13 protein-coding genes are annotated in these 16121 nt (G+C 34.4%); 5 read left to right on the top strand and 8 right to left on the bottom strand.

The features are described from left to right. The first annotated feature begins 100 nt into the window (after positions 1 to 100). Complete coding sequence (locus QMO11_RS16715; RefSeq protein WP_282038532.1) at positions 101 to 2164, top strand: TonB-dependent receptor plug domain-containing protein; 2064 nt, start codon at positions 101 to 103, stop codon at positions 2162 to 2164. 423 nt (positions 2165 to 2587) lie between these two features. On the opposite strand, the gene QMO11_RS16710 is transcribed toward QMO11_RS16715, so the two are convergent. The 8 genes from QMO11_RS16710 to QMO11_RS16675 all read right to left on the bottom strand — a co-directional run bounded on the left by QMO11_RS16710 (position 2588) and on the right by QMO11_RS16675 (position 10501). Further along, positions 2588 to 3640, bottom strand: a complete 1053-nt coding sequence (locus QMO11_RS16710; RefSeq protein WP_282038530.1) for an AI-2E family transporter — start codon at positions 3638 to 3640, stop codon at positions 2588 to 2590. Positions 3641 to 3658: 18 nt separating this feature from the next. Then, on the bottom strand, positions 3659 to 5038 hold the full coding sequence (locus QMO11_RS16705) for an efflux transporter outer membrane subunit (protein ID WP_282038528.1): 1380 nt from the start codon (positions 5036 to 5038) through the stop codon (positions 3659 to 3661). 5 nt (positions 5039 to 5043) lie between these two features. Further along, positions 5044 to 6078, bottom strand: coding sequence for a hypothetical protein (locus QMO11_RS16700; protein ID WP_282038526.1), 1035 nt, complete (start codon positions 6076 to 6078; stop codon positions 5044 to 5046). Further along, positions 6068 to 7204 carry an HlyD family secretion protein gene (locus QMO11_RS16695; RefSeq protein WP_282038524.1) on the bottom strand — a complete coding sequence of 379 codons (1137 nt, stop codon included), beginning with the start codon at positions 7202 to 7204 and terminating at the stop codon, positions 6068 to 6070. Before QMO11_RS16695 ends, QMO11_RS16700 begins: the two co-directional genes overlap by 11 nt. Positions 7205 to 7440: 236 nt before the next feature. Continuing rightward, positions 7441 to 7947, bottom strand: coding sequence for a YfiR family protein (locus QMO11_RS16690; RefSeq protein WP_282038523.1), 507 nt, complete (start codon positions 7945 to 7947; stop codon positions 7441 to 7443). Positions 7948 to 8101: 154 nt separating this feature from the next. Next, complete coding sequence (locus QMO11_RS16685; protein WP_282038521.1) at positions 8102 to 8671, bottom strand: YceI family protein; 570 nt, start codon at positions 8669 to 8671, stop codon at positions 8102 to 8104. Between the two features lie 62 nt (positions 8672 to 8733). Then, positions 8734 to 9450 (bottom strand): pirin family protein, encoded by a 717-nt coding sequence (locus QMO11_RS16680; RefSeq protein ID WP_282038518.1) that lies wholly within the window; start codon positions 9448 to 9450, stop codon positions 8734 to 8736. Between the two features lie 166 nt (positions 9451 to 9616). Next, the gene (locus tag QMO11_RS16675) at positions 9617 to 10501 is read right to left on the bottom strand and encodes an AraC family transcriptional regulator (protein WP_282038517.1); all 885 of its coding nucleotides are present in this window, start codon (positions 10499 to 10501) and stop codon (positions 9617 to 9619) included. Between the two features lie 330 nt (positions 10502 to 10831). Here QMO11_RS16675 and QMO11_RS16670 point away from each other — a divergent pair, with 330 nt between their 5' ends. From QMO11_RS16670 to QMO11_RS16655, 4 genes are all read left to right on the top strand, one after another. Further along, on the top strand, positions 10832 to 12109 hold the full coding sequence (locus QMO11_RS16670; protein WP_075602453.1) for a galactokinase: 1278 nt from the start codon (positions 10832 to 10834) through the stop codon (positions 12107 to 12109). An 88-nt stretch (positions 12110 to 12197) separates the two neighbouring features. Beyond that, complete coding sequence (locus QMO11_RS16665; RefSeq protein WP_282038515.1) at positions 12198 to 13430, top strand: MFS transporter; 1233 nt, start codon at positions 12198 to 12200, stop codon at positions 13428 to 13430. Between the two features lie 151 nt (positions 13431 to 13581). Continuing rightward, entirely contained in the window at positions 13582 to 14652 is a 1071-nt protein-coding gene (locus QMO11_RS16660; RefSeq protein ID WP_075602451.1) for an aldose epimerase family protein, read from the top strand. Positions 14653 to 14744: 92 nt separating this feature from the next. Further along, positions 14745 to 16079: an MFS transporter gene (locus QMO11_RS16655; protein ID WP_282038512.1), complete on the top strand. Its 1335-nt coding sequence runs from the start codon at positions 14745 to 14747 to the stop codon at positions 16077 to 16079. Positions 16080 to 16121 lie beyond the last annotated feature (42 nt).

Raw genomic sequence — 16121 nt, 5'->3', positions numbered from 1 at the left:
TTATAAAAGTAAATACTATTTTTGCGCCCAAATTAACAGAGACGGCCTAATTATAATAGAAACCACAACCGTTTCTGATTTATAAAAAAAACATAACAATATGAAGATGAAAAGTTATTCTACTTCTAATTCAGAAGTAGTAACCTTTAAGAGATGGAGTAGAAAAGGGTTTGCTTTATTTAGCACCATAGGCAGCAAAACTAAAATAGCCACTTTGGCAACCGCCTACTTTCTGTGCGGATTTAACACTGTATCGTGGGCACAAGAAGATACAGCAAGTATCAATCAAAACATCGATATCCGGGAAGTAGAAGTCTCGGCACGCCGATCGCCCGCCCTCTATTCTGAAGTAGGTAGAGTGGTAAACGTTATCACACGTAAAGAAATCGAAAGCTTACCCGTTCAAAGTCCGCAAGATTTATTGAAGTACGTAATGGGAGTAGATGTGCGTCAGCGCGGGCCCATGGGTATACAGGCCGATGTTAGTATCCGTGGAGGTTCTTTTGATCAGGTAATGATTCTATTAAATGGTATTAATATCACCGATCCACAAACCGGTCACCTTAGTCTTAATTTGCCTATCGACATGCAAAGTATAGAGCGTGTTGAAGTACTCGAAGGTCCAGGATCACGTGTACACGGGCCTAATGCTTTTAGTGGAGCCATTAACTTTGTTACTGGTACCAAAGAAAAAAATAATATTACGGTTAACGCCATGGGTGGCGATTTTGGTTTATATAATGTAGGAGGTAACGCTACAATTATTAAAGGAAATACCAAAAACTATATTGCAGCCAACAAAAGTGCCAGTAATGGTTTCATGGCCAACACTGATTTTGATTCGTATAACGTTTTCTACCAAGGTCAGTTAGATTTACAAGGCGATAAGCTCGATTTACAAGTAGGGCATACCGATAAAGAATTCGGAGCTAACTCATTCTATTCTGCAGATTATCCAAATCAGTTTGAGCAAAACAAAACCACATTTGCGAGTTTATCATTCCAATCTGATGGTAAAATAAAACTGAAACCTTCTATTTATTGGCGTCGTCATCAAGATAGATTTGAACTTTATAGAGATTATGAAGATGCAGCTTCGTGGTACGATGGTCATAACTATCATTTAACTGATGTGTTTGGCGCAAATATGAATGCAGTTATCCCATGGGCAGCGGGTAAAACAGCTGTAGGTGGCGATTTCCGTTCAGAGAACGTATGGAGTAACGTATTAGGTTTACCAATGGACGAGCCTATTGATGTTCCTGGCGAGCCAGAAGGAACTTTCACCAACTCTTATAGTCGTAGCAATGCATCATTCTTTTTAGAGCATACTTATACACACAATCGTTTATCTGTATCTGCCGGCTTAATGGCCAATTATAACTCAGGCCTAGGTTTTGGCTTTGATTATTTCCCAGGTATAGATGCCAGTTATTGGATCACATCAGGACTTAAAGGATTTGCGAGCGTTAATAAATCATTGCGTATGCCAACCTTTACTGATTTGTTTTACAATGGCCCAACCAATGTGGGAAATCCTAATTTAAAGCCTGAAGAAGCTACCACTTACGAAGCCGGATTTAAATATCTTGAATCAGGTATTAATGCAACATTTGTTGGGTTTTATCGTGATGGAAAAAATATGATTGATTGGGGTATTCCAACAGAAGAATTAGGAGATAATGGAAAATATACAACTTCTAATATTAATGATATAGCTACGGTAGGTATTGAGGCCAGTGCCAATATTAATTTTGCTCAATTGGTTTCACCAAACTTTTTTGTGCAGAATGTTAATTTAAATTACGCTTGGCTCGATCAAAGTAAAGATGCACTTCCGGGTTATACTTCAGCATATGTTTTTAATTATCTGAAGCATAAATTTAATGCGGGAGTATCGCATAAGTTAATTTCTAACTTAGGTGCCACATGGAATTTTCTTTACCAAGATAGAATGGGTGAGTACACTGATGTTGTAAATGGCAATGTTATTGATTACGATCCTTTCTGGCTTTGCGATTTGCGAGTTCATTGGACCAAGCCTAAGTATACCATTTATGCCGAAGCAAGTAATATATTCAATAACGATTATGTTGATTTCGGAAATATTAACCAACCAGGACGTTGGTTTAGAGCCGGTATTAAAATCAATCTTGACTTATAAGTAAGAATAAAGTTCGGAAAACCTTATTATATAGAAATCCAATTAGCTTAAGTGTTAATTGGATTTCTTTTTTTTAGATGTTGCAAGTAAGGAATTTTTAATAATTATAGAGTGACTACTATAGGGAATGACAGAATTCTGATATAAAGTCATTGCTACATTGATAATATCGTAACGGAGAAAAATATAGTTAAACTAAATAAAAAGCTTAGATCGTGGTAATTTGTATTAGAAGAAGTTGTTAAAGCTTCTAGTGGAATTACCAAGTGATTTTTATTGCATAGCTGTAGTTAAGGCGTAATAAATCTAAAGGCAATGAAATCAAAGAATTACATATGTGTTTTCGATACAGATTTAAGCAAATTCGACATAAAAAAGCCGAGAATAAAGAATATCCTCGGCTTATACTTAATAAGGTTTTGCTTATTCTTTAACTAAAGAATCGAATATTTTATAAGTTAATGCTAAAACAACCGCGCCAACAAATAAGCCAACAGGGCCTGATAATAACATACCTCCAATTGCCCCTAGCAATATTACTAGCATAGGAACGTCAACGCCTTTACCTAAAAGCATAGGTTTTAAGAAGGTATCGGCAAGACTCCAAAATATACTCCAAATGGCAAATATTATTGCGGCAGTTGTGCCTCCCATGCTAAATGCATATATGATTACAGGTAGCATAACCAAAGTAGGGGGTAGCTGAATTATAGCAACGATTAATACAATAATAGAGATTATACCAGCAGCAGGAATGCCCATAAAAAACATTCCGATGCTTAAAAAGAAGGTTTGAATAACTGCGATACCAATAACACCTTGAACAACGCTTCTAATGGTTAACATCGATAATTCAGTAAATTCTTTTCCTTTTTCTCCTATTAAGGTGGCAAATACTTTATTGGCAGCAGCTTTACCTGGTTCAGCAAATAACAATAGAGAAGATGCAATAACAATAGATATAATGAATAGCAGTACAGTACTAACTAAACCTCCAACTGCAGAAGTAATTTTAGGTACAACACCTCTTAATTGAGACTCATACTTTAAAATAAGCGCTGTTAAATTCTCAGATGCTAAACTCCAAGCTTCATAGGCCTTTTTACCAATTATTGGCCAATCAGCAACAGATTCGTTTGGAGGGTCAATCTTAAATGTTCCGGCTTCTACGGCTTCGTAGGCATCATGCACACCATCAATGGTTGAATTGGCAAATAAAACCACAGGTACAACCACTAATGCAACACCTAATATCCCTATTATAGTTGCTGAAACTTTGTCTTTATTACCCAATAGTTTTGATAGTTTTTTATGCAACGGAAATATGCCAATTGCAAATATTATCCCCCAAGCAACCGGTGCCAGAAAAGGTTTTAGTATCCAAAAGCTAAGGATAATTAATAATGCTATAAAACTAATACGTAATGCCGTATTTACTGCTCTGTTTATAGCAGCTTCATTGTTGTCTTTTTCCATATTATAGGTTTTAAATTACTAATTGTTATTTAATTCTTCTTCAGTAAGCCATCCACCTCCCAATGCTTTGTATAGGGTAATGTATGAGTTTACCAAATTTAACTTATTATTTAATAAATCCAGTTGAGCCGAAAATGATTGTCTTTGTTGTTCAAGTACCTCTAGATAGGTGGTTGATCCTTCGTTGTAACGGATGTGGGCAAGTTCTTCAGATTCGATTGCAGTATAAGTTCGCGAAGACTGAGCATTTAATTCTTCCTTGTAGGTTGATATGCTAACTAGCGCATCTTCAACTTCTCTGAATGCCACAAGTGTACTTTGTTCGTAATTAATTAAAGCTTGTTGGGTATTTTGAATTGAGATTTTTACACGATTTTTATTTTTACCAAATTGAAAAATAGGTCCAAAAATACTTGCTCCGGCAGACCAGGTTAAGCCCATGCTACTTAAGTTACTTAAATCGCTGCTGGCACCTCCTATTATTCCCGTTAAATTTAACGACGGCCAGCGCATTGATTCAGCCACACCAATTTGAGCGTTACTAGCTTGGTAAAGGGCTTCTGCCTGTTTAATATCTGGTCGGCGTTGTAACAATTCTGAGGGCAGACCAACAGGAATGTCAATACTATAATTATTCTCAGAAAAATAAATACCCGTTTCTATTTCATGGGGAGTTTCTCCTAAAAGTATACTTAAAGCATTTTCGTTTTGTACAATTAATCGTTTGTAGGTTGGCACTGTAGTAGCAGCCACATCGCGCTGTATTTTCGCCTGATTATAATCCATTAACGATATTAAACCAGTTTCAAATTTATCGTACATTATAATTAAACCACTATCTCGGGTTGCTAATGTGTTATTTGCAATTTTTAATTGCCCATAACCTGCCATAATATTATAATATGTACTTACAACTGCTGTAACAACAGATAAACGTACCATTTGCTGTGCATATTCGCTTGCCAAATAACTAGCTTGTGCTGCCTCATTTAATCGTCGGTACTTGCCCCAAAAACCAACTTCCCATGCAAGCTGAGGATAAAAATTAAGAGAACTAGAAGTATTGCCCGATAATCCAGAAGCATTAACGTTTGCACCATATGAAAACGAAGGGTATTGATCCGCTTTTGTATAATCAATATTAATTTGAGCCGCTTCTAGTCTGCTTGCGGCAATACGTACATCATTGTTATTGTGTAGAGCTTTTGTTACTAAATTATTTAAAATGGTATCGTTAAATATTTTCCACCAAATTAAATTGACTTCTTTGGCACTCTTTAAAGTATCATTATTAAAATAGGTGGGTGTTCTAACTTCAGGGCTTGTGAAATTTGGCCCCAACATACATCCCGATAGGAATAAGCTGAATAGAATACCATATATGTATTGAATTTTCATAGACATTAAGAATTTGGTTTAATTTTGAATGCTTTACTTATTGAGAAAGCTATAAGAACATAAGCAATCGCAGTCATTATCTGAAATACGCGAATCCAAACATTTGCACTAGCATCGTCGGTACTGGTTAAAAATTGACCCGTAATTAATAAGAATGTAGAAAATCCCATTCCGTAAAGGGGTGCTATTTTTTTATTTGAAAATAGATGCGAAGCACAGAATAAACTTCCTAAGGCGATTATGCAAATAAGCATTGGGTAGAAGGGAACCATGGTTAAAATTTGGAAGGCAATTATTGCTAATATTCCACCGCCTAAATTGCCTATAATCATGGCAAATCCAGATTTTAGATTAAAGGTTTCTTGCATGGATAATATCGCTACAAAAATAAGAACCAATACAGCACCTGTCCATTGAAAAAAGAAGAAGCATAATACAATTGGCAAAACGATAAAGATTTTTTCAAGAGACCTATAAAACCGTTCTTTTTCATCATTGTTTTGATTAGCCTTACTTATACTTTTTATTTCATTAGCACTGATATCTTTATCAGGAAATAGAGCAAACATTAACCAAACTAACACTATTGTAATGCAAGCACCTGTAATAAAAGTAACCATAAATGCGTGTGCAATTTTTATAGATTGCATGCCCAATAGTGGAATTAGTAATAAACTAATTAGCATAAATACTTTTACTTGGGCATTTAATTTATTGGTGTAAAATATGCCAAATATGGCGAGTGTTTGAATTGGGATAAAAACAAGTTTCATATGAATGAAAAACTTAGTAAACACGAAGCCAATAAAGGTGGTAATAGCAATTGTAATTACAAATAATATTCCCTTTTTAAAGCTTGGTACTGTTGTGCCAGGAGCTATAAAACTTAAAGCTAAAACAGGCGTTAAGTAAGCCATGTCCCAAACAAAAGTCATAGCAATACACATCAGTAATGTTGATCCGAAGGCATACCTGAACAGAGGAACATATTCCTGTTCTATATTAGGAATTAAGCTAAGTGCTTTTTTATTAGCGTACATAAGATAACCACGAATTAATCCATAATCTGAATTTGGCTAGCGTGTTAAAAAAACCGCTATCGCTTGTAAAAACAACTACATCTGCTTGCCCTCCAGAACGACAGATTAAAGCAGCTTCTTCATCTGTAAATGAAATGGTAACCGGAAATCTTTGCGGATCTCTTAACCACGAGCTTGAGCTAGATATAGTAGGTAAGCCGCCTCTATTAACTGAATTGCCTGTATCTACGCCATTACCAATTCCTCGTACTTTACCTTTAAATCTTCTACCTGGAGCTACATCAAGTGCAAAACTAACTGGGTCGCCAATTTTCATTAGTGAGATATTATTCTCAGTAAAGTCGGCCTGAATCCAAACATCCTGCTTTGAGACTAAGGTGGTCATTGCCTGCCCAGCTTGCGCGTAATAACCAATATCAATATTAAAACTCTCTATAAATCCATCATTTGAGGCAAAAATATTTGTAAAGGAAAGATCAAGTTCTGCTTTCTCAACTTCAGCAATTGCTAATCTTAGTTGTGCGTTGTTGTTACCCTCAGCCCCTAACTGTTCTTTAGCTTTGGTTAAATTTGCTTCTGCATTGGCTAATTTCTCAACCGATTGGCTAAGGGAGGTTTCAACTCTATCGATATCAGCTTGAGAAACAGCACCCGGATTCTTCTGAATTAATCGTTGTGTACGGTCATAATTTCTTTGTGCTCTATCTAATTGTGCTTTAGCTACACCAACACTACTAGCTGCTGCTTTAACTGTAGCACCTTGTGCTCCGATTTGTTGCGAAGCATTATCTAAATTTGCTTCTGCCTTTTTAAGAGCTAAATCAAAAGGCTGTTTGTCAATTTCGAATAGCTTATCACCAGTTTTAACACTGCTGTTGAGCTGCACATTTACTTCGGTAACATACCCAGTCACTCTTGGAGTTATTGGGATGATTAGTTCTGTAATATAAGCTTGTTGCGTATAGGGTGTTTTTCTATCAGATAATACATACCAAATAAAAAATAGTATTGCAATTATTAAGGTAATACGAGTAAATAGTACAATGGGATTACCTTTTTTTTCGGAGCTGGGAATTTCATCGGGTATTTGATCTTTATTTGGTTCTTGTGAGTTGTTTTTATTCATATTAGGCTGTTTATCTGAGTGTTCGTTTATATCTTTTCAAGATAGTTTACTAATTTATTAAAAAGAAATATATTCCTGTTTAATATAACAGCACTAATCATAATTTGTTGAGCTTAGCCAGAAAGCAAATTAATGGCTAAAGATGTTTTAAGTATGTTTTTTTGTTCATGAATCGATGTAATCAAAAAAAGCAACCCAAAATTGGATTGCTTTTATAATAATGATTAAATATTAGTCTATTGAGCAGCCATTTGTTGCAGCCTAGAACTAATACTAATATTTCTTTCTTCAGCTATGTTATTTCGTAATTGAAAAGCCAGCTTTGAGTTGATTACTTTAAAGTTAATAATTGAATAATCAGGATGAAAATCTTGTTCCTCCGTTATAATAAGAACAGCACTATTCATCGCCTTCAATGCCTTTTTTGCTTTATAGGATTTGCCATTGGGTATAAATAATAGTTGACAGCCCGAAAACTCAGCTTCGTCACTTATTTCAACTACTTTAATAATGGCAGTTCCAACATTCTTACCATCTAACTTTGTGCTTAGTTCTTTAAATATAGCTGTACCTTTTCCGTATACACCAAACTTAATTGTTGTCAGGCTTTCTTGATTAGGCCATTTTACATATCGCATAAAATTTGCGATATAACTAGCTTCAATACGTTCTATTTGCATCTGACCAGATACATTGAATATTACAAATAGACCCAAAACAATTCCGGATATCTTCTTTTTCATTACTCGTTGATTGAGAGTTCTTAGTTCAATAAACGCAATAACGTTGATATACTAGTAAGGTTTCAGTTTTTATAGTTTTTAACATTTCCTTAAAGTAAAATATTTTGAAAGATCAACTTTCTGTAAATCACTAGAAAATGAATTCTGATTTTTTTTATTTAGTAATTAAATTGACTTCTAAGGTAAATTCATCATATATTACTTTATCTCCCAAATTATCGAAAAAAGAGCTTGAACCATATCTAACGTTGTATTTAGATCGGTCAATTACTAATGTTGTTGTATATCCATTACTATTTTGTTTTACTTCAAAATCAATAGGGTGTGTTTTACCTTTAATGCTTAGATTACCAGAAACCTTGGCAATACCATTTTTAAAACTTGAACTATTAGTAATAATAAGTTTTGAAGTAGGGTACTTTTCAACACCAAAAAAGTCATCTGATTTCAGGTGTCCAACTAACTTTTGATTGTATTCTTCATTATCAATGTCGGTATTTGTGATGCTAGCCATATCAATAAAAAACTCACCATCAGTAATAATATCGTTCTTAATCGCTAATTTGGCATCTTTTAGTTTAACAAAACCATTGTGGGCACCTCCAACTTTTTTGCCTTCCCATTTTATGGTCGATTTTTGAGTATCAACCTCAATTTTTTTTGCTTGAATACCTATTGCCGATAATAGGAATATTGCTGTTAATAATACATTTAAATTTTTCATAATTATTTATTTATAGTTTATTAATTGAACTTAGATATTTAAAGTTATGCTTTTGAGACTTATTAATTTAGTTCCATCGGTACTTCTATAATCAGAAATTTACTTGCAGGTTTTATATTAATATTTACTGCAGTAGAATCCCAAATTCCCATGGCATCTTTTGCAACAAGTTTGGTGTCATTAATTGACACTTCTCCTTCAATCATCATTATATATACACCATTCTTTTTATTTTTAAGAGTGTACTCAGCAGATGCTTCTTTATTGTAATCTCCAAGATGAAACCAGGCATCTTGATATATCCAAACTCCTTTATCGTCCTTATTGGGACTAAGTATTTGAATTAATTCATTCTGCTTAAGAATATCATCAAGATTTAACTGATCGTATCGAGGTACTATATTCTTTACATTTGGGATAATCCAAATCTGAAAAAGGTTTAGTTCCTGATCTTTGTTATAATTGTACTCGCTGTGAAAAATTCCTTTGCCTGCACTCATAACCTGAATTTCTCCAGTTTTAATCACCGAACTATTACCCATAGAATCTTTATGAGCGATAGCACCTGATAGCGGAATCGTAATTATTTCCATATTATCATGAGGATGCTGAGGGAATCCGGCACTAGGAGCAATAATATCATCATTTAGCACGCGCAATGCTCCAAAACTAAGCTTGTCAGGATTATAATAATTAGCGAAACTAAAAGAATGTCGAGCTTCTAACCAACCATGATTGGCGAAGCCTCTGGAATCTGATTTATGTATAACTGTTTTCATCGAACCTACAATTTGTAAGAAATTGGATCAGCACATGAAAGTGTAATCTTATTCTTATTAACAATACAAATGTATGCTCTAAATTGTATAGTTGAATTACTAAAAAAAGGGGTGGTATTGCAAAAATCAGACTTTTCACTCTTTTATTGGTGAAAATATGAGTTTATTAACTCTGAACTGCATTTTCAAGTTTGAAATTTTTTGGAGTGGTTTGTGTAAACTTCTTAAAGAAATTACTAAAATGAGAAGGTTCGTCAAAGCCCAATTGATAGGATAGTTCTTTATTACTTATATTACTAAAAATTAGAGAGCGCTTTGCTTCAAGCAAAATTTTATCTTGTATTAATTCTTTAGCCGATTTTCCAGTTTGTGATTTTACGTATTTATTAAGGTAGTCTGATGTGACTGATAATTCATTGGAGTAGTACGCAACTTTGTGTTCTTTAGAGTACAATTGGTCAACTAACTTCTTAAATCTGATAAGCAGATTGTTTTCAACTAGGTTGTTAGGTGGTTTATTTTGGTAAATATTACAAGATAAGTTTGCCGAATTAATAAAAAATAATTTAACCAGTGCCCCTAAAGCGTCAAGTTTATATTCATTCTCTTTTTGGTAATAGTCAATAATCTGTTGAGCTAGTTGCTCAAATACAATAAACTGATCGTTGTTAATATGTAGAGGAGGAGTATCTCCGTATGAATTATATAAATATACCTTATTAACTAAATCATTATTAATTTGCTGGCTAGCCAAAAATGATGAAGTAAAATTAAATACCCATCCAGATGGTCTATCAGGAGTGACAAAGCTATGCACTTGTCCTGGATAGATAACATGCAGGGAGGAGTTGTTTATTTCAAAGTTTTTAAAATCAATTGTATGTGTGCCACTGCCATCTTTAACTAAAATTATAGTAAAATAGTTGTGGCGATGCGGTTCATCTGTTATTCCATCATTTTGATCAAAGAGAGTTTCTATTCTTTTACAAACAAAATCTATGCGATTGCCTGCTTCATCAACGAGCTCTAAAACTTGTATGGTGTTTGCCATTCTTTACATCACTTAATTAACTAATAAACGCACTAAATATAGTAAAGTTTATGAGTTAATAGTGATTATGATTTTTTTGAGCATTTAAGTTAGTTTATTAAGAATTGTTAAATACCTCTTATTCATAATGGATAAAAATACAGATGGTTGTGTCTTGTTAACTTGTTGGTGCATTGGGTTTTGATGTTTGAAAAGTGTGAAAAAACTAAACCGGTAGGGACTGGTAGGTAATTTGTAAGAAAATTTTATTATTATTGCACTACCAATACAAAAATTAACGTTTGGGCTAAGTATTAAATAATAAACAACCATTTAATAAATTAAATAATTATGGCTAAGATAAGTGCTTTAATCGAAAAGATTAACGGTGGAGATAACCCATTTTTTAAAGAGATTTACGGAACCGATGCTGCTGTGTTAAAAGAGCAAGCAAATCGTTATACAGAGTATTTAAATGATTTTGGTGCAGTATATGGTACTGATGATGTAACATTATTTAGTTCTCCAGGTCGTACTGAAGTTGGCGGTAACCATACCGATCACCAATTAGGTCGTGTACTTGCAGGTGCTGTAAACCTTGATAATATTGCTGTAGCTTCTGCTAACGGAACTAATGTTGTTAAGATTAAATCAGTAGGTTTCGATCCATTTGAAGTTGATCTTTCTGATTTAGAAGTAACTGAATTTAAAGTAACTCCGGGTAACTTAGTGAAGTCTATCGCTAAAGGAATTACTGATTTAGGATTAAAAATTGGTGGTTTTGATGCTGTAATTCATGGTTGTGTGCCAGAAGGTTCAGGTTTAAGTTCTTCAGCTTCTTTTGAAGTATTAATTGGAGCTATCTTTAGTCATTTATTTAATGATGGAAAATTAGATCCTGTTGATAATGCTAAAATTGGACAAAAAGCAGAGCACGCTTGTAAGAAATTTTGTGGTTTAATGGATCAAACAGCTTGTGCTGTTGGTGGTTTTATTACTATTGATTTCGAAAATCCTGCAAATCCAATTGTTAAAGCATTAGATTTTGATTTTGCTAAAACAGGGTATTCATTAGTTATTACAAACACTGGTGGTAGCCATGGTGGTTTAGATGCAGAGTACAATGCATTACCAGGTGAAATGAAAGCTGTTGCCAAAGAATTAGGACAAGAAGTTTTACGCCCACTTTCAATGGAAGATGTGGTTAAAGGAATTCCTTCTATCCGCGAAAAAGTAGGTGATCGTGCTATTTTACGTTCTATTCACTTCCAAGGTGATAACGCTCGTGTAGTAGAGCAAGTTGCAGCTTTAGAAGATAACCGATTCCAAGATTTCTTAGGAATGGTAATTGAGTCGGGTAATAGCTCATATATGTATAACCAAAATATTTTTGTAGGTGGAAAAACTACTGAGCAAAATGTAGCATTAGGGTTAGCATTATCTGATTTAGTATTAAAAGGTAAAGGTGCATGGCGTGTTCACGGTGGTGGATTTGCTGGTACAATCCAAGCCTTTGTACCAAACGATTTATTAGATACATATATTTCTACATTAGAGTCAGTATTTGGCGAAGGTAACTGTCATAAGTTATTTATTCGAGCTAAAGGATCGGTAAAAGTAGAGTTATAATAATAACATAAACATTAAAAGTTGGGTCATTCATTTGGTCCAACTTTTTTTTATTCATTACAAACTAAAATAAAGAATTAAAGTTATCATGGGGAATTCAAAAACGAATTACACGGTACCTTTTGCTATTATGTCTTTTTTACTTTTCCTTTTGGGATTTGTAACATGGATTAATAACATATTGGTTCCATTTATGAAAATTCAGTTCAATATAACTGAAAGTCAGGCACAACTCGTAAGTGCTGCATTCTTTGGTGCATATATCATTTCCATCCCAGTGGGAGGTATGGTAAAAAAGGTTGGTTATAAAATGAGTGTAATTATAGGCTCCATTATTGTTGCCATCGGTTGTGCTATATTTGTTCCTGCTTTAAATATTGGCTATGGAATGGTTTTAGCAGGTTTATTTGTAACAGCTATCGGAGTTGTAATTTTACAAGTTGCTGCTAACCCTTATGTAATCGCTCTTGGAACGCCTGAAACTTCATCTTCTCGTTTAACATTAGCAATGGCTATTAACTCATTAGCTGCAGTGTTAGCTCCAATTATTGGAGGATATATTTTAGATTCAAGTGGTGACTCAGTGGTTGTTAATGAGCAATTAGCTAAAACTCTTTTTATTACTTTATCTGCAATAGCAGTGGGTACGGCAGCTTTACTTTACTTTATGCACTTACCTGATATTGAAGGAGACGAAGATTCCTCAGATGCAGGTAAAGGACGCAGTGCTTGGAGCTACCCTCAAGTTGTATTAGGATTTATTGCCATCGGTATGTACATGGGACTTGAAGTAGGTGTAGGTAATTATTTCCTTAACTATGTTGAGTATAATGTAGCTGGTAAATCAATGGATTTTGCTTCTAAAATTTTAGGATTTTATCCATTAGGTTTCTTCTTTGGTCGTGTAATTGGAGCGGGGTTATTGAAGAAATATGAGCCAACAAAAGTATTACTTGTAAACTCAGTAATTTGTGTGGCTTTATTAGCAACATTCTTTATTACAAAAGGAAGTGCATTCTCAATTTGGCCATTAATTGCGCAAGGTTTATTCTTATCTATCATGTGGTCTGTTTTATTCGATCTTTCAATGAAAGATGTACCTGCAAGCGCTGCAAAACAAGCTTCTGGTATTATTTGTACTGGTGTTGTATTCACAGGTATGTGGATGGTAATTATGGGTAAAGTTGTAGAAAACTCTACAATGACTTTTAATGGTGCTGAAGTAACAAATTACGGAAGTGCTTATGCATTCTTCTTCTTATTTTACGCATACATTATTTTCTTTGCTTTGAAAGGTGCAAAAATCAGAAGAAACGCTTAAATTGGCAATCGTTTAAAAATAATAGATACATGCTAACAACAGCATAATATGATATAAATGCAAGTTTCAAATGAAGTAACACTTCATCGAGACTTGCATTTTTTATTTAGTAAAGAGATCATTTTTTTAATAATATAATCGATAAAATAATATGAAAGTTATTGATCAAGATAGTTTCAAAGGAACTTACAAAGGAAAAGAAGTAGCATTATTTACCTTAAAAAACAAAGGTGGAATGGTAGCACAGGTTACTAATTTCGGGGCTAAAATTGTTAGTGTTTTAGCGGCTGATCGCGATGGTAACTATGCTGATGTTGTACAAGGCTACGAAACTATTGAAGAGTGGTTTAAGGGAATGCCATATTTTGGCGCCGTTTGTGGTCGTTTTGCCAATCGTATTAAGGATGGTAAATTTACTATTGATGGTGTTGACTATCAATTACCAATTAACAATGGAACAAACAGTTTACACGGTGGACCAAACGGTTTTAACGATCAGGTGTTTGATGTTGAAGGTGGCGTAGTTGAAGCCAATGGAGGTGCATCTGTAAAAATGAGCTATGTAAGTGTTGATGGTGAAGAAGGATATCCAGGAACAGTTAAATTTAGCATTACTTATACATTAACTGAGGAAAACGAATTGGTGTTAGATTATTATGCTACCACTGATAAGACTACACATGTAAATATTTGTTCGCATTCTTTCTTCAACTTAGAAGGTGTTGAAAGTGGATCAACAGTAACTTCTCATGAGTTAATGATTAATGCTAAGGAATTTACACCTTATGATGATACTTGTGCGCCAACAGGCGAAATTAGAGCCGTAAAGGATACTCCAATGGATTTTACTGAAACTCATGTTATTGGTGATAGAATTGATGCTGATTATGAGCAATTGCAAATTGGTGTTGGTTACGATCATAATTGGATTTTAGATAAAGGAGCTGGTGAACTAGGTTTAGCAGCAGTTTACTCTGAACCAAAGTCGGGTAGAGGAATTGAGGTTTATACTACTCAGCCAGGAATTCAAGTTTATACAGCAAACTGGCACGATGGCAGCGATGTAGGTAAAGGCGGAGTAGCTTATCAAAAGCGTTCGGCAATATGTCTTGAGACTCAGGGGTTTCCTAATTCTCCTAACAAAGAAAACTTTCCAAGTTCTATCCTTAAACCAGGAGAAGAATATAAAGAATCTTGTGTATACAAGTTTGTAACAAAATAAAACACTACCAAATTGCCCGAATTTGCTATTTTTTGTGCAAATTCGGGCTCTAAAATTTACCAAAAAACATACTTTTAATTAAAAACTAAAAAATGACTTTATCAAAAAACAAAAGCAACTTATTGCCAATTATAATGATGTTCGCATTATTTGCGATGATATCATTTGTAACTGGGTTATCTAATCCTATTGGTGTAATTTGTAAAGCACAAGATGGTATTCCTAACTGGATGTCTCAACTAGGAAACTTTGGAAACTTTATAGCATATGCTGTAATGGGGCTTCCTGCAGGGATTATCCTTAAAAATAAAGGATACAAATTTACTGCTCTAACAGCCATCGGAGTGGGTATTATTGGAGTTGCAATACAAATGGTATCTGGCTATATGCCATATGCACCAGGCGATAACTTTATTCCAATATTTATGGTATACTTATTAGGTGCATTCGTTTCAGGATTCTCTATGTGTATGCTTAATACAGTTGTTAACCCTATGTTAAATACATTAGGTGGCGGTGGTAAATCAGGAAACCAATTGATTCAGTTTGGAGGATCATTAAACTCTATGGCTGCTACAATTGTACCTATCTTAGGTGGTGCTTTAATTGGTACTATTACAAGAGAAACTTCTCTTCGTGATGCTATCCCAGCACTTCAAATTGCATTAGTTATTTTCCTTGTTGCATTTGCTGTTCTAGCAGCTGTAAAAATTCCAGAACCAGGTTTAGCTAAGGGAAGTGCTTCTAAAACTAAAGAAGATCATGGCCCAATGTCATTTCGCCATTTTGTGTTTGGTACGGTAGCTATATTTTTATACGTTGGTATTGAAGTTGGTATTCCTAACTTTATGAACCTTTTCTTAACAGCACCATTAACTCCAGAAGCTGGTGAAGCTGCTGGTATGGGCATTGACCCTGCTGCTGCTGGTACTGTAGTAGGTACATATTGGTTCTTAATGTTAATTGGACGTTTATTAGGTGGTGCTTTAGGTGGAAAATACTCAGCTAAAGAACAATTATTATTTGTTTCAGGCCTTGGTTTAATCCTTGTAGGTACTGGTATCTTTCTACCAAAATCAGTTACTGTTGAGATGCCTGTATTTTTAGCGGATATTAGCTTTGGTTTTCAAACGGTTCCATTATCTGTAATGTTGTTCGCTTTGTGTGGTCTTTGTACTTCAATTATGTGGGGTGGAATTTTTAACCTTGCTGTAGAAGGAATTGGTAAATACACAGAGATGGGTGCCGGTATCTTTATGGTGATGGTTTGTGGTGGTGGAATATTACCACTTATTCAAGGAGGTGTTGCTGATGTAACACTTAGCTATACAGCCTCATTTTGGGTAATTGTTGCTGCTTTGGTTTACTTATTATGGTATGCTTTAGCAGGATGTAAAAATGTAAATACAGATATCCCTGTTGAATAATTAGCGCGGATTGAATAAAATATAAAAGCGTATAGCCAGTTA

It is taken from the genome of Saccharicrinis aurantiacus, from assembly GCF_947489045.1.
In the GTDB taxonomy this organism is placed as follows: Bacteria; Bacteroidota; Bacteroidia; order Bacteroidales; family Marinilabiliaceae; genus Saccharicrinis; species Saccharicrinis aurantiacus.
This window is presented reverse-complemented; position numbering and strand designations above follow the sequence as displayed.